This window comes from Acinetobacter defluvii (assembly GCF_001704615.3).
Lineage (GTDB): Bacteria > Pseudomonadota > Gammaproteobacteria > Pseudomonadales > Moraxellaceae > Acinetobacter > Acinetobacter defluvii.
The window spans coordinates 39,708-57,857 of the sequence record NZ_CP029397.2 but is presented as its reverse complement, the minus strand read 5'-3'; the positions used below and the strand labels follow the sequence as shown (position 1 = coordinate 57,857).

The 18,150-nt window shown below is 42.0% G+C and carries 3 protein-coding genes and 1 pseudogene; all 4 read right to left on the bottom strand.

Annotated features, from left to right (window positions below; genetic code table 11):
• Positions 1–245: 245 nt before the first annotated feature.
• Positions 246–2,075, bottom strand: coding sequence for a dihydroxy-acid dehydratase (gene ilvD / locus DJ533_RS02660; RefSeq protein WP_065995372.1), 1,830 nt, complete (start codon positions 2,073–2,075; stop codon positions 246–248).
• 313 nt (positions 2,076–2,388) lie between these two features.
• Positions 2,389–2,811: a hypothetical protein gene (locus DJ533_RS02655; RefSeq protein WP_065995371.1), complete on the bottom strand. Its 423-nt coding sequence runs from the start codon at positions 2,809–2,811 to the stop codon at positions 2,389–2,391.
• 34 nt (positions 2,812–2,845) lie between these two features.
• A complete protein-coding gene (tpgA, locus tag DJ533_RS02650; protein ID WP_065995370.1) occupies positions 2,846–3,646 on the bottom strand; it encodes a trimeric autotransporter adhesin/peptidogylcan-associated protein TpgA in 801 nt (266 codons plus the stop codon).
• Positions 3,647–3,711: 65 nt separating this feature from the next.
• Positions 3,712–17,865: pseudogene (locus DJ533_RS02645) on the bottom strand (YadA-like family protein); the annotation flags it as partial.
• Positions 17,866–18,150 lie beyond the last annotated feature (285 nt).

The following is an 18,150-nucleotide window of genomic DNA, read 5'->3' as shown; positions in this document are numbered from 1 at the left end:
GCGATGGCTGTCTTTAATTTTCGACATTTAATTTTCAAAAAAGTCTTTTGCTTTTATTGTATAGAATTGGAACAGTGTAATACAGTTCTTCACGTATGTTCTAAAACCTACTTCTTATGAGAAAATATTTGCGTCTGAAATCAGACCGCAATATATCGCTTAAAATGAGTCGTATAAGTGTTTGCATTTACCAATAAAAAAGCACTCATGTTTTGAGTGCTTTTCGATGTTATAAAAATGATGGCTTAAATTTCACGGACTGCGCCTTTAGCAGCACTAGTCGTATGCATTGCATACGCTTTTAACGCTTTTGAAATTTTACGTGGACGTTCTTCAACAGGATGCCAGCCTTTTGCTTCTTGTGTTTCACGGCGTGCTGCCATTGTTGCTTCATCCACAGCAAGGTGGATCGTACGATTTGGAATATCTATTTCGATCAAATCACCATCTTCTACCAAACCAATCGCACCACCTTCAGCCGCCTCTGGTGATACATGACCAATAGAAAGACCTGATGAACCACCTGAAAAACGACCATCGGTAAGCAAGGCACATTCCTTACCTAAACCTTTTGATTTTAAGTAACTGGTTGGATACAACATTTCTTGCATTCCAGGGCCACCACGTGGTCCTTCGTAACGAATCACAACCACATCACCTGCTTTGATTTCATTACCCAAAATTGCATCTACTGCTGAATCTTGGCTTTCGAATACACGTGCAGTTCCGTTGAATTTTAAGATTGAATCATCAACCCCTGCCGTTTTGACGATACAACCATCCAGTGCAATGTTGCCATAAAGTACAGCTAAACCACCGTCTTTAGAGAAAGCATGTTCTACATTACGGATCACGCCATTTTCACGGTCACCATCTAATTTTGAATAATAACGATCTTGTGAAAATGCGGTTTGAGTCGGTACACCGCCTGGTGCTGAACGGAAGAAATTATAAACCTCTTCATTTTCAGTACGGATAATGTCCCATTTGTCTAAAGCATCTTTTAGCGATTTTTCATGGACTGTACCCACAGAAGTATCAAGTAAACCTGCACGATCAAGCTCACCTAAAATCGACATGATACCACCGGCACGGTGTACATCTTCCATATGCACATCATTTTTCGCAGGTGCAACTTTACACAATACAGGAACTTTACGAGATAATCGGTCAATGTCATCCATGGTAAAGTCAACGCCTGCTTCGTTTGCAGCAGCGAGCAAGTGCAGTACGGTATTGGTAGATCCACCCATCGCAATGTCTAAAGTCATGGCATTTTCATACGATGCTTTGGTGACCATTTCACGTGGTAAAACACTATAGTCATCTTGTTCATAATGACGTTTTGCCAATTCAACAATCAATGAACCTGCACGTTCAAATAATTTTTTACGGTTGGCATGAGTTGCAAGTGTCGAACCATTGCCCGGCAATGATAGCCCTAAAGCTTCAGTTAAGCAGTTCATTGAGTTTGCAGTAAACATCCCCGAGCATGAGCCACAGGTTGGGCATGCTGAACGTTCATACTCTGCAACTTCTTCATCGGTATAATTGTCGTCTGCGGCAACAATCATCGCATCAATCAAGTCAATGGCTTTATCATTACCACGGATTTTAACCTTACCCGCTTCCATTGGACCACCAGACACAAATACTACTGGAATGTTTAAACGCATCGCTGCCATTAACATGCCCGGTGTGATTTTGTCGCAGTTTGAAATACAAACCATCGCATCGGCACAGTGTGCATTCACCATGTATTCCACAGAATCTGCAATCAAGTCACGTGATGGCAATGAATACAGCATACCATCATGCCCCATCGCAATACCGTCATCGACTGCAATCGTATTGAATTCTTTTGCAACACCACCTGATGCTTCAATTTGGCGTGCAACAAGTTGACCTAAATCTTTTAAATGCACATGACCTGGCACAAACTGAGTAAATGAATTCACCACTGCAATAATGGGTTTACCAAAATCTTCATCTTTCATTCCAGTCGCACGCCATAAGCCACGTGCACCCGCCATGTTTCTTCCGTGTGTTGATGTTTTTGAACGATAATCAGGCATGTTCTATTTCCAATGAAGTTTATGCTTGAGTAGAGTATCTGAACTTACTCTGGCTAAATAATATAAATATGTGAGCTTAAATCTGTTGAAATTTGGAGCATTATACTACAGCTCTGCTATGAACCCATGAGCAGATCCAGCATTTCAGGACAATGATGTATTGCATCTTAGATAATTTAAGAAAATATGAGACTGAAGTTAATATAACGCTATACAACTAAATTAAATACCAAACTTTCATGAATAATTTTTAATTTTTTTATAATTATTAGTTATCAAAATTCATGAAGAACTTTGATAACTGTATTACAAATTATGGATTTTCAGGACGAATATAAACAGGACAATTTTTTCCTAATGAATCGACACAGAAGTAAATTTTTTCATTTGATTGCTTCTTCAAAAAATTTACTGTGGACATCCCCGCTTGATTCTGAGCACTCCCCGTACAATCTGCTTTTTGATTATCTGTTTCAAACTGGATCGCAACAGCAGGTAATTCGAAAGATTTTTCAGAAGTGAGTACACTATAACGCCCTGTAATCACTTCTTGATTACCCTTGATTTCCACAGCACCATCATCTGAAAACTTATAATGTTCAATACATGTCGTATCAGATCGGATCAATCCCCAATGATTTGAAGACAATAAGGAAGATAACGATGGGGATTCTATTAATTCAGCAAAACTGACTGAACTCATGAACATTAAACCCAATGTTGTTAGAAATCGCATCTTTCTCTTCCTTATCACTTTATATTAAATCAAATTACCATTGTACATTTACGCGACGATTCGGTGCTAAACATTGAATTAAGCGTGTTGTTTTGGCACCTGCTTGGCATTGTTGATAAATCGTGGTTGAACCATTGCCTTGTAAAGAAATAATGTCTGGATTTACCCCTTGTTGTACCAACAGTTGTGCAACAGTATTTGCACGGTTAGCAGATAGTTGTTGATTATAGGCATATTTACCTAAACGGTCTGCATAACCCGAAACATCTACACGTTGTGGATTGTCTGCCTTGATTTGTTCAGCAATGCTATAGACTGAACTATAACCCTGATCAATCGCTTGTGGGTCATGGCGATCAAATGCAAATAATACGTTAGCATTTTTACGCTGTTTATCAATTGGGTATACTGTGTGTGGTGGGACTTGGTTATTTGCACCATAGATCATCAAGCCCTGACATTCTTCACCTTTCCAATATAAATTTTCAGATAGCCTATCTTTATTAAAATCTACACGTAATTGGCAACGCTTATATTCATTACTATTCGGCTGACGAATATCTAAAACGTAATTCCATGTTTTTACAAAGAATAAGCCTTCATTAAACTGAGGGTTACCTAAAATAAACCGAATTTGGTCTTTGGTTAATCCTTTATCTAAACGAGCAACTTCATCATACTCATAACGGTGTACTTGTTTTAAATAACTGTGTTTCACTTCTGGAAAAGTGATTTCTTCTGGTGTGTTTTGTGGATCAATTTCAGCTGCATAAGTCAGGGTTGTCACTAGACCACTGAGCACACTGAACATCAAAATTGTGTTTAATGTTTTCATTTATTTATCTCTCTGAGTATAGGGAAAATAGAGGAAGTTCAGCAGAACTTCCTCGTCTAGTGAAATTAGTCAATTACACCGCTGATACCGATACGAACGCTTGGATCACCTTCACTTGCTGCTGCAATACCACCCGTTAATGACCAACGACCATTGTCAGCAGTTTTACGTAAGGTCACACCAATTGCACTTTCACCACCATGGTAAGCGGCACCTGCTGCATAGGTGTATTTACCAGGAATATACGGTGCATTTTCTAATGACATTGCCGCTGCAATACCTGCATTTGCACGTTTTTCAACATCATCAATACGTTGGTTCGTTGAATAGAACGCTTGTTCTAAATTATTACTTACCTGATTGATTTTGTTACCTAGCTCTTGATCTGCTTTATTTAGAGCATCAATTGCACCGCCTACATTGTTATACTTGCTGTCACCAACCGTATAAGAAGGTGCTTGTGTAAAGCTGCCTGTAATATTGTCAATTGCTGCACCACCACCTAAGTACTCAACAACTTTTTGGTTTGTTTCGACTTTTTGTGCATGAAGCTGTGAACCATTAATCGCATCTTTTGAAGTTGCATTAATCGCACCATCTTTCACACCAGTGATCACACGATCGCCATCTTTACCAGCCATGTTAACCGTTGTACCACCTGTGTTCTTACCTACAGTGATGTCTGCTTTTGAGCCACCTGTTTGTTGTACTAAACCAAGTGAGCCATTGTTAATCTCATTTTTGATATTACTAATATCAGTCGTGTTTTGATTAACTTTCTGTTCAATATTCCACAATTGACCGCCATTTACAGCATCTTTAGAACCTTGTGCAACTTTACCATCAGCAACATTGGTTAATGTCGTGCCTTTATCACCACCACCTAAAGTGACACTGCCTTTATTTACAGTACCATCAGTATTTTTATCATACTGCACAGCATTGTTATTGGCTTGGTCAACTTTATTGTTAATGTTAGTAATTGCATTGTCTAATTGACCTTTGTTCACAGCATCATTGTCTTTTTGACCTGCAGCAACATTCGTAATGACTTTATTACCTGCATTAATACCTGCTGTTGTTACACTTGGACCATTTTTAATCACAAGCCCAGTACCACCAAGTTGAACGGCTTGACCAATAGATACACCGCCAGTATTAATAATCGTATCGCCAGCTTTTAATTGCTCAATATCCAATTTCTTGTTCAATTGAACAGCAAGCTTCGCATTACCATCTTTATCATCATTCTCTTGAGTTACAGTGACATTGTTATCACCCACAAACTCAACAGATGCTTTTGGTTTAATGGTTTGTGATTTATCACCTGCTTTCACTGTCCAGCCTGCATTAGCAGTCGTATCTACATTAGTAACAGCCTTATTAAGCGCATCTAATGCATCACCAACATTGCTTTGAGTACCGCCACCAACATTATAAGTTGGCCCTGTAATCGTACCATTTTGTTGGTCAACTTTAGCACCACCACCTAAACTGTCTACTAAGCTCTGTTGTGTAGTTGTCACTTGATGATCTACAGCTTTCAACTGTGCAACGTTTACAGCATCTGAATTCGCTGTACCCGCTGCAACACCAGTGATTTGACGGTAAATGGCTTTACTTGCATCACCAACTGCGACAGCACCTGTTGTACTTGTGGTTTTCTTAATTGCATCGCGATCATCAGCTGTTGCCTGAGCCAATGCATAACCTGCAACATTTGCCCCTGTAGTTGCAGCAGACTTGTTACCAAGAACTACTGATCCTTCAACAGTTTGTGTTACATCATTACCCAGTACAAAAGTATTGTCTGTCTTAACAGTATTATTATTACCTACAGAGTAACTATTATTACCATCAACTGTGCTTGGGTCACCCAATGCACCAGAGTTGTTTCCTTTGACAATATTGCCAGTACCAATACTGATAGACTGATTGCCTAGCGCTTGTGCACCATGACCAATTGCAATCGTTGATATTCCACCGACTTTAGAACCAGAGCCAACGACTACCGAATCCGTAGCTTGAGCAGAAGCTTGTGTATTATGACCAACAGCGACAGTACTTGTTGCTCCATCAGCAATAATAGCATTTACACCAATTGCGGTAGAGTTTTTACCTGCAGCACTTGAGTCATTGGTTTGACCAATTACACCACCTTCAACTTGTTCATCCACTGCATTGGTATGGAAATACTTAGCACCTTTGGTATTAATATTGGTTACAGTTTCAGCAATATTACGGCGATCAGTAGTCTGTTGACCTGAAACATTATAAGTTTCAAATAACTGACTTGGCTTGCCATCTGTGGTACCAATAATATTCGTCACATCATTTTCAATTTTTTGATTTAAGACTTTATTTAATTGGTTCACATTCACAGCATCAGTATCAGCTGTACCAGCTGCAACATTCTTGATCTGAGTGTTTCCAGCATCAATACCTTTATTTGATATTGAAACGTTTCCGACCTTCACTTGATCAAAGTTTACATTTTTCGCAGTAGCAACCGCATAGTTCGTTGAGCCATCAGCGTTCGTACCGCTTGTCACGGTAATATTATCACCTGCTGTTACAGTTGTTTTGGCTTTGTTCGCAGCAGTATTTACATTCTTAATCGCATCATCGATGTTGGTCGCACCTGTTCCACCAATGTTTTGAACAGTGTTGGTCACGTTGCCTTTGTTGTCTACATACGCATCTTTACCGACCAGATCATGAATCTGACTACCATTCACAACATCTTTCGAACCGGCACCAATTGAGCCTGCTTCAACACCCGTAATGGTATTGGTTTTGCTGTCTGTAACAACATTACCAACCGTTACCTTGTCAAATTTCACATCTTTCTTGGTAGCTACGTTGTAGTCGGTTGAACCATCTGCATTGGTTGTCGAAGTCACAGTAATGTTGTCGCCTTCGCTTACTGTTGTTTTCGATTTCTTCGCTTGGTCTTCTATCGCTTCTGCAATCGTATTGTAGCTGCCACCATTGGTTGTGAATGGACCTGTGATGTTGCCTGCATTGTTGGTTACACCACCACCAATAATATTTTTGGTGCTGTCTTGTGCTGTATTTAACTGGTTACCTGTGATCGCTTCAGTTGAGCCTTTTGCAACCGTACCATCAGCTAAGCCACTGATCTTGTTCGTCGTCGCATCGGTTACAACATTGCCTACAGTGACTTTATCAAAGTTAACGTCTTTCGCTGTTGCAACGGTATAGATCGATTGTCCATCTTTACCTTTTACTTCTGAAACAGTGATGTTGTCACCTTGTTTAACTTCAGTCTTCGCAGCTTTCGCAGTGGTATTTACATTTTTGATCGCATCATCAATGTTGGTCGCACCTGTTCCACCAATGTTTTGAACAGTGTTGGTCACGTTGCCTTTGTTGTCTACATACGCATCTTTACCGACCAGATCATGAATCTGACTACCATTCACAACATCTTTCGAACCGGCACCAATTGAGCCTGCTTCAACACCCGTAATGGTATTGGTTTTGCTGTCTGTAACAACATTACCAACCGTTACCTTGTCAAATTTCACATCTTTCTTGGTAGCTACGTTGTAGTCGGTTGAACCATCTGCATTGGTTGTCGAAGTCACAGTAATGTTGTCGCCTTCGCTTACTGTTGTTTTCGATTTCTTCGCTTGGTCTTCTATCGCTTCTGCAATCGTATTGTAGCTGCCACCATTGGTTGTGAATGGACCTGTGATGTTGCCTGCATTGTTGGTTACACCACCACCAATAATATTTTTGGTGCTGTCTTGTGCTGTATTTAACTGGTTACCTGTGATCGCTTCAGTTGAGCCTTTTGCAACCGTACCATCAGCTAAGCCACTGATCTTGTTCGTCGTCGCATCGGTTACAACATTGCCTACAGTGACTTTATCAAAGTTAACGTCTTTCGCTGTTGCAACGGTATAGATCGATTGTCCATCTTTACCTTTTACTTCTGAAACAGTGATGTTGTCACCTTGTTTAACTTCAGTCTTCGCAGCTTTCGCAGTGGTATTTACATTTTTGATCGCATCATCAATGTTGGTCGCACCTGTTCCACCAATGTTTTGAACAGTGTTGGTCACGTTGCCTTTGTTGTCTACATACGCATCTTTACCGACCAGATCATGAATCTGACTACCATTCACAACATCTTTCGAACCGGCACCAATTGAGCCTGCTTCAACACCCGTAATGGTATTGGTTTTGCTGTCTGTAACAACATTACCAACCGTTACCTTGTCAAATTTCACATCTTTCTTGGTAGCTACGTTGTAGTCGGTTGAACCATCTGCATTGGTTGTCGAAGTCACAGTAATGTTGTCGCCTTCGCTTACTGTTGTTTTCGATTTCTTCGCTTGGTCTTCTATCGCTTCTGCAATCGTATTGTAGCTGCCACCATTGGTTGTGAATGGACCTGTGATGTTGCCTGCATTGTTGGTTACACCACCACCAATAATATTTTTGGTGCTGTCTTGTGCTGTATTTAACTGGTTACCTGTGATCGCTTCAGTTGAGCCTTTTGCAACCGTACCATCAGCTAAGCCACTGATCTTGTTCGTCGTCGCATCGGTTACAACATTGCCTACAGTGACTTTATCAAAGTTAACGTCTTTCGCTGTTGCAACGGTATAGATCGATTGTCCATCTTTACCTTTTACTTCTGAAACAGTGATGTTGTCACCTTGTTTAACTTCAGTCTTCGCAGCTTTCGCAGTGGTATTTACATTTTTGATCGCATCATCAATGTTGGTCGCACCTGTTCCACCAATGTTTTGAACAGTGTTGGTCACGTTGCCTTTGTTGTCTACATACGCATCTTTACCGACCAGATCATGAATCTGACTACCATTCACAACATCTTTCGAACCGGCACCAATTGAGCCTGCTTCAACACCCGTAATGGTATTGGTTTTGCTGTCTGTAACAACATTACCAACCGTTACCTTGTCAAATTTCACATCTTTCTTGGTAGCTACGTTGTAGTCGGTTGAACCATCTGCATTGGTTGTCGAAGTCACAGTAATGTTGTCGCCTTCGCTTACTGTTGTTTTCGATTTCTTCGCTTGGTCTTCTATCGCTTCTGCAATCGTATTGTAGCTGCCACCATTGGTTGTGAATGGACCTGTGATGTTGCCTGCATTGTTGGTTACACCACCACCAATAATATTTTTGGTGCTGTCTTGTGCTGTATTTAACTGGTTACCTGTGATCGCTTCAGTTGAGCCTTTTGCAACCGTACCATCAGCTAAGCCACTGATCTTGTTCGTCGTCGCATCGGTTACAACATTGCCTACAGTGACTTTATCAAAGTTAACGTCTTTCGCTGTTGCAACGGTATAGATCGATTGTCCATCTTTACCTTTTACTTCTGAAACAGTGATGTTGTCACCTTGTTTAACTTCAGTCTTCGCAGCTTTCGCAGTGGTATTTACATTTTTGATCGCATCATCGATGTTGGTCGCACCTGTTCCACCAATGTTTTGAACAGTGTTGGTCACGTTGCCTTTGTTGTCTACATACGCATCTTTACCGACCAGATCATGAATCTGACTACCATTCACAACATCTTTCGAACCGGCACCAATTGAGCCTGCTTCAACACCCGTAATGGTATTGGTTTTGCTGTCTGTAACAACATTACCAACCGTTACCTTGTCAAATTTCACATCTTTCTTGGTAGCTACGTTGTAGTCGGTTGAACCATCTGCATTGGTTGTCGAAGTCACAGTAATGTTGTCGCCTTCGCTTACTGTTGTTTTCGATTTCTTCGCTTGGTCTTCTATCGCTTCTGCAATCGTATTGTAGCTGCCACCATTGGTTGTGAATGGACCTGTGATGTTGCCTGCATTGTTGGTTACACCACCACCAATAATATTTTTGGTGCTGTCTTGTGCTGTATTTAACTGGTTACCTGTGATCGCTTCAGTTGAGCCTTTTGCAACCGTACCATCAGCTAAGCCACTGATCTTGTTCGTCGTCGCATCGGTTACAACATTGCCTACAGTGACTTTATCAAAGTTAACGTCTTTCGCTGTTGCAACGGTATAGATCGATTGTCCATCTTTACCTTTTACTTCTGAAACAGTGATGTTGTCACCTTGTTTAACTTCAGTCTTCGCAGCTTTCGCAGTGGTATTTACATTTTTGATCGCATCATCAATGTTGGTCGCACCTGTTCCACCAATGTTTTGAACAGTGTTGGTCACGTTGCCTTTGTTGTCTACATACGCATCTTTACCGACCAGATCATGAATCTGACTACCATTCACAACATCTTTCGAACCGGCACCAATTGAGCCTGCTTCAACACCCGTAATGGTATTGGTTTTGCTGTCTGTAACAACATTACCAACCGTTACCTTGTCAAATTTCACATCTTTCTTGGTAGCTACGCTGTAGTCGGTTGAACCATCTGCATTGGTTGTCGAAGTCACAGTAATGTTGTCGCCTTCGCTTACTGTTGTTTTCGATTTCTTCGCTTGGTCTTCTATCGCTTCTGCAATCGTATTGTAGCTGCCACCATTGGTTGTGAATGGACCTGTGATGTTGCCTGCATTGTTGGTTACACCACCACCAATAATCGTACTGGTACTACCTTGTGCAGCATTGAGCTGTTCTTCTGTCGCTGCACGACCTTGTGTCGCAAAGTCTGTTACTTTTAGATCTTTATTCGTTAAACCTTCCAATGTGCCTTTGGTTGCATCCAACGCAAGCGTATTTGTACCATTGCTAACTTGGACATTACCTTCACCAATCGTAGTTACTTTACTGCCTTCGGTTACCGTCAAGCCATCTTTGTTCAAGACAGTCTTGTCTGAACCTGTACCTGTCGTCACACTCTTAAGGTCTTTCAGCTCTTCGGCTAGTTTAACGGTCAACTTGTTGTTTGTTGTATCTGCAACTACACCAATGTTGTTATCTGTTAATGTACCCGTTGCTCCACCATCAATTTGTAAGGTTTCGCCCAACTTACGATCAACTTTAACCGTAGCATCATCACCTACAAAGCTGAGTGGTTTATTGCCCAGGTTGGTCACCGCAGTCGTAACATCATCGATGTTAGCTGCATTGGTACCTGTACTACCACCGCTGGCAACATTGGTAATTTGTTGTCCACCCGCACTGATACCAGTATCTGTCACTTTCACAACTTTCGCTGGATCTGTGTTGTTAATGGTTAAGCCGCCATTTTCTAGCTTACTGTTGCCTGTGGTAATGCTAGTTGATACAAGATTCGGATTCGTCGCAATGGTCAGGTCTTTACCATTTTGAGTGATCGCAATGTTGTTACCCGCTGTGAATTTAACTTCTTCACCTGGCTTAACTTGGCTAGATGCACTGCCAGTCGCTGTACCTGTACCTGTTTGAGCTGTATTTACCTGCCATCCTTGGTTGGCATTGTTGGCAACATCACTCACAGTTTTTAACTGATCTTCTGTCGCAGCTTGTCCTGATACTGCTGTGCCATTCCAAGTCTTATTGGTTAAGCCATTTATCGTACCTGCAGTCCCATTGATGGTGACTGGGTTTTTGCCTGCACCTGCGCCCACGGTGATGCTGTCCGCACCGATCGTGGTGTTGCTTGTGCCTTCTGTTACCGTCAAGCCATCTTTGTTCAAGACAGTCTTGTCTGAACCTGTACCTGTCGTCACACTCTTAAGGTCTTTCAGCTCTTCGGCTAGTTTAACGGTCAACTTGTTGTTTGTTGTATCTGCAACTACACCAATGTTGTTATCTGTTAATGTACCCGTTGCTCCACCATCAATTTGTAAGGTTTCGCCCAACTTACGATCAACTTTAACCGTAGCATCATCACCTACAAAGCTGAGTGGTTTATTGCCCAGGTTGGTCACCGCAGTCGTAACATCATCGATGTTAGCTGCATTGGTACCTGTACTACCACCGCTGGCAACATTGGTAATTTGTTGTCCACCCGCACTGATACCAGTATCTGTCACTTTCACAACTTTCGCTGGATCTGTGTTGTTAATGGTTAAGCCGCCATTTTCTAGCTTACTGTTGCCTGTGGTAATGCTAGTTGATACAAGATTCGGATTCGTCGCAATGGTCAGGTCTTTACCATTTTGAGTGATCGCAATGTTGTTACCCGCTGTGAATTTAACTTCTTCACCTGGCTTAACTTGGCTAGATGCACTGCCAGTCGCTGTACCTGTACCTGTTTGAGCTGTATTTACCTGCCATCCTTGGTTGGCATTGTTGGCAACATCACTCACAGTTTTTAACTGATCTTCTGTCGCAGCTTGTCCTGATACTGCTGTGCCATTCCAAGTCTTATTGGTTAAGCCATTTATCGTACCTGCAGTCCCATTGATGGTGACTGGGTTTTTGCCTGCACCTGCGCCCACGGTGATGCTGTCCGCACCGATCGTGGTGTTGCTTGTGCCTTCTGTTACCGTCAAGCCATCTTTGTTCAAGACAGTCTTGTCTGAACCTGTACCTGTCGTCACACTCTTAAGGTCTTTCAGCTCTTCGGCTAGTTTAACGGTCAACTTGTTGTTTGTTGTATCTGCAACTACACCAATGTTGTTATCTGTTAATGTACCCGTTGCTCCACCATCAATTTGTAAGGTTTCGCCCAACTTACGATCAACTTTAACCGTAGCATCATCACCTACAAAGCTGAGTGGTTTATTGCCCAGGTTGGTCACCGCAGTCGTAACATCATCGATGTTAGCTGCATTGGTACCTGTACTACCACCGCTGGCAACATTGGTAATTTGTTGTCCACCCGCACTGATACCAGTATCTGTCACTTTCACAACTTTCGCTGGATCTGTGTTGTTAATGGTTAAGCCGCCATTTTCTAGCTTACTGTTGCCTGTGGTAATGCTAGTTGATACAAGATTCGGATTCGTCGCAATGGTCAGGTCTTTACCATTTTGAGTGATCGCAATGTTGTTACCCGCTGTGAATTTAACTTCTTCACCTGGCTTAACTTGGCTAGATGCACTGCCAGTCGCTGTACCTGTACCTGTTTGAGCTGTATTTACCTGCCATCCTTGGTTGGCATTGTTGGCAACATCACTCACAGTTTTTAACTGATCTTCTGTCGCAGCTTGTCCTGATACTGCTGTGCCATTCCAAGTCTTATTGGTTAAGCCATTTATCGTACCTGCAGTCCCATTGATGGTGACTGGGTTTTTGCCTGCACCTGCGCCCACGGTGATGCTGTCCGCACCGATCGTGGTGTTGCTTGTGCCTTCTGTTACCGTCAAGCCATCTTTGTTCAAGACAGTCTTGTCTGAACCTGTACCTGTCGTCACACTCTTAAGGTCTTTCAGCTCTTCGGCTAGTTTAACGGTCAACTTGTTGTTTGTTGTATCTGCAACTACACCAATGTTGTTATCTGTTAATGTACCCGTTGCTCCACCATCAATTTGTAAGGTTTCGCCCAACTTACGATCAACTTTAACCGTAGCATCATCACCTACAAAGCTGAGTGGTTTATTGCCCAGGTTGGTCACCGCAGTCGTAACATCATCGATGTTAGCTGCATTGGTACCTGTACTACCACCGCTGGCAACATTGGTAATTTGTTGTCCACCCGCACTGATACCAGTATCTGTCACTTTCACAACTTTCGCTGGATCTGTGTTGTTAATGGTTAAGCCGCCATTTTCTAGCTTACTGTTGCCTGTGGTAATGCTAGTTGATACAAGATTCGGATTCGTCGCAATGGTCAGGTCTTTACCATTTTGAGTGATCGCAATGTTGTTACCCGCTGTGAATTTAACTTCTTCACCTGGCTTAACTTGGCTAGATGCACTGCCAGTCGCTGTACCTGTACCTGTTTGAGCTGTATTTACCTGCCATCCTTGGTTGGCATTGTTGGCAACATCACTCACAGTTTTTAACTGATCTTCTGTCGCAGCTTGTCCTGATACTGCTGTGCCATTCCAAGTCTTATTGGTTAAGCCATTTATCGTACCTGCAGTCCCATTGATGGTGACTGGGTTTTTGCCTGCACCTGCGCCCACGGTGATGCTGTCCGCACCGATCGTGGTGTTGCTTGTGCCTTCTGTTACCGTCAAGCCATCTTTGTTCAAGACAGTCTTGTCTGAACCTGTACCTGTCGTCACACTCTTAAGGTCTTTCAGCTCTTCGGCTAGTTTAACGGTCAACTTGTTGTTTGTTGTATCTGCAACTACACCAATGTTGTTATCTGTTAATGTACCCGTTGCTCCACCATCAATTTGTAAGGTTTCGCCCAACTTACGATCAACTTTAACCGTAGCATCATCACCTACAAAGCTGAGTGGTTTATTGCCCAGGTTGGTCACCGCAGTCGTAACATCATCGATGTTAGCTGCATTGGTACCTGTACTACCACCGCTGGCAACATTGGTAATTTGTTGTCCACCCGCACTGATACCAGTATCTGTCACTTTCACAACTTTCGCTGGATCTGTGTTGTTAATGGTTAAGCCGCCATTTTCTAGCTTACTGTTGCCTGTGGTAATGCTAGTTGATACAAGATTCGGATTCGTCGCAATGGTCAGGTCTTTACCATTTTGAGTGATCGCAATGTTGTTACCCGCTGTGAATTTAACTTCTTCACCTGGCTTAACTTGGCTAGATGCACTGCCAGTCGCTGTACCTGTACCTGTTTGAGCTGTATTTACCTGCCATCCTTGGTTGGCATTGTTGGCAACATCACTCACAGTTTTTAACTGATCTTCTGTCGCAGCTTGTCCTGATACTGCTGTGCCATTCCAAGTCTTATTGGTTAAGCCATTTATCGTACCTGCAGTCCCATTGATGGTGACTGGGTTTTTGCCTGCACCTGCGCCCACGGTGATGCTGTCCGCACCGATCGTGGTGTTGCTTGTGCCTTCTGTTACCGTCAAGCCATCTTTGTTCAAGACAGTCTTGTCTGAACCTGTACCTGTCGTCACACTCTTAAGGTCTTTCAGCTCTTCGGCTAGTTTAACGGTCAACTTGTTGTTTGTTGTATCTGCAACTACACCAATGTTGTTATCTGTTAATGTACCCGTTGCTCCACCATCAATTTGTAAGGTTTCGCCCAACTTACGATCAACTTTAACCGTAGCATCATCACCTACAAAGCTGAGTGGTTTATTGCCCAGGTTGGTCACCGCAGTCGTAACATCATCGATGTTAGCTGCATTGGTACCTGTACTACCACCGCTGGCAACATTGGTAATTTGTTGTCCACCCGCACTGATACCAGTATCTGTCACTTTCACAACTTTCGCTGGATCTGTGTTGTTAATGGTTAAGCCGCCATTTTCTAGCTTACTGTTGCCTGTGGTAATGCTAGTTGATACAAGATTCGGATTCGTCGCAATGGTCAGGTCTTTACCATTTTGAGTGATCGCAATGTTGTTACCCGCTGTGAATTTAACTTCTTCACCTGGCTTAACTTGGCTAGATGCACTGCCAGTCGCTGTACCTGTACCTGTTTGAGCTGTATTTACCTGCCATCCTTGGTTGGCATTGTTGGCAACATCACTCACAGTTTTTAACTGATCTTCTGTCGCTGCTTGTCCTGATACTGCTGTGCCATTCCAAGTCTTATTGGTTAAGCCATTTATCGTACCTGCAGTCCCATTGATGGTGACTGGGTTTTTGCCTGCACCTGCGCCCACGGTGATGCTGTCCGCACCGATCGTGGTGTTGCTTGTACCTTCGGTTACCGTCAAGCCATCTTTGTTCAAGACAGTCTTGTCTGAACCTGTACCTGTCGTCACACTCTTAAGGTCTTTCAGCTCTTCGGCTAGTTTAACGGTCAACTTGTTGTTTGTTGTATCTGCAACTACACCAATGTTGTTATCTGTTAATGCACCCGTTGCTCCACCATCAATTTGTAAGGTTTCGCCCAACTTACGATCAACTTTAACCGTAGCATCATCACCTACAAAGCTGAGTGGTTTATTGCCCAGGTTGGTCACCGCAGTCGTAACATCATCGATGTTAGCTGCATTGGTACCTGTACTACCACCGCTGGCAACATTGGTAATTTGTTGTCCACCCGCACTGATACCAGTATCTGTCACTTTCACAACTTTCGCTGGATCTGTGTTGTTAATGGTTAAGCCGCCATTTTCTAGCTTACTGTTGCCTGTGGTAATGCTAGTTGATACAAGATTCGGATTCGTCGCAATGGTCAGGTCTTTACCATTTTGAGTGATCGCAATGTTGTTACCCGCTGTGAATTTAACTTCATCACCTGGCTTAACTTGGCTAGATGCACTGCCAGTCGCTGTACCTGTACCTGTTTGAGCTGTATTTACCTTCCAACCTTGGTTGGCATTGTTGGCAACATCACTCACAGTTTTTAACTGATCTTCTGTCGCTGCTTGTCCTGATACTGCTGTGCCATTCCAAGTCTTATTGGTTAAGCCATTTACCGTACCTGCAGTCCCATTGATGGTGACTGGGTTTTTGCCTGCACCTGCGCCCACGGTGATGCTGTCCGCACCGATCGTGGTGTTGCTTGTACCTTCGGTTACCGTCAAGCCATCTTTGTTCAAGACAGTCTTGTCTGAACCTGTGCCTGTCGTCACACTCTTAAGGTCTTTCAGCTCTTCGGCTAGTTTAACGGTCAACTTGTTGTTTGTTGCATCTGCAACTACACCAATGTTGTTATCTGTTAATGTACCCGTTGCTCCACCATCAATTTGTAAGGTTTCGCCCAACTTACGGTCAACTTTAACCGTAGCATCATCTCCTACAAAGGTTAATGGTGTATTGGTAACAGTTTGAACTTTACCATCTACATAGGTTTTATTCGTAACATCTGTACCATCAGTTGGTGCATTGTTTACTGTAATACTGTCATAAACTGGTTTTGCTACACTGCCTATCGTAATGTCGTTGCCGTTACGTTTAATCTCGACATTTGTTCCATTTAAGAACTGAACTGTATCACTGGCTTTAACCGCTGAAGCACCATCTCCATTCGCTTGCAATTTCCATGTTTGGTTTTGCAAGTTGGTGATGTCACCCGCATTTTTGGTGATGTTAGTAGTATTAGTCGCTACGTTTTGGTTGGTTGTAAATAACTGACTACCATTCACCGCATCCGTAGATACCGCACTTAAATCACCTGCTTTCACATTTTTTAGTTCAATAGAATTTTTTGTCGAACCATTAGCATCTTGTAATCTAGTTGAAATATTAGATGCTAGGACTTCTGTTGGAGAGCCTATCTTATTACCACCAGCATCGACAGAAGAGGATGAGTACCATTTACCATCATTCGCTTTAGTTACTTTATTACCTAAAACATCTGTATAAACTATTGGCGATGTAGACTTTGTTAATTGAATTTGATCTATTAAAGTATTTGTAACAGCATAAACCTGACTACCATTTAATGCATCAGTAGAAGTAGCTGAAATAGCCCCAGCTGCTACATTTTTAATTTGACGCTCATTACCTACATTTCCAACAGAAACCTGACGACCTGTATCTGAAGCATCCCCAGCAAAATTTGTTCCACCTGCAAAATTTAAAAAATTAACTCCATTTATCTTTGCTTCAGTAACTTTACTAGCATTAGTCGCAGTGGTACTACCAGCACCCAAAGCAACTGAACCATCCTTAGAAGCATACGAACCTACTCCCAAAGCGACGCTTGCTATTCCTTGAGCATTTGTTCGTGTACCAAATGCTGTTGCTAAATCCCCTTTCGCTGTAGATTGTACTCCTAATGCAACAGCTCCATTTCCGGATTCAGTATTAATATATTGATGTCCAACTCCAGTTTTACCATCATAGTTAGCAATTAGATTATCACCTGTTAATTTTTTATATGTTTGTGCAGCAACAGTATTATTAGATTCACCAGCTACTTTATTAAGATCATCCCCACCAATAGATATAGAAGAGTTCCCCTTTGCATATGTATTTGCACCAATTGCTAGAGCCTGATCACCAGGCGCACATGCATATGTGCCTATAGCCACACTTTGACCAGCCGTTCCAGCCCAACCAGATCCGTTACTATCTGTTGGATTACAATTTAGATAAACACTTCCCCCATCCAAAGCTCCAGCTAATACAGAGGATGAAAACACAACACTTATTGAAAAAGATAATATATTTATATACAATATTTTATTAAAAATTTGATGGTTACAAGGCAAGATAGATAATTTTTGAATATTTTTTACACCACTTTTTGTCTTGCCTTTACCTTTAGTAATCTCAGACACCGCCACCCAAGCACCTAAGGTTGTATTCCAGATTACTTTATAAATCTTATTCATTTAGATATTCCTCTAAGGTGACGCCGAGAGCCTACTTTAGAACTCTTACAAAAGCGTCTATCTATAAATCACACAAAATTAATTACAATTAAATAACGAACCACATCAAAAAGCAATATAATTACGTGAATTTGCTCACACTTTTATGATTTTGTTCCAAACCATTCTTTACTAGTTTGTTATTTAACCATAATTTTATGGAAATAACTATTATTCATATAGTTAAGAATAATTGAAAGT

Coding starts and splice junctions, on each gene's coding strand:
- ilvD (WP_065995372.1), bottom strand. CDS start 2,075: ATGCCTGATTATCGTTCAAAAACATCAACACACGGAAGAAACATGGCG.
- DJ533_RS02655 (WP_065995371.1), bottom strand. CDS start 2,811: ATGCGATTTCTAACAACATTGGGTTTAATGTTCATGAGTTCAGTCAGT.
- tpgA (WP_065995370.1), bottom strand. CDS start 3,646: ATGAAAACATTAAACACAATTTTGATGTTCAGTGTGCTCAGTGGTCTA.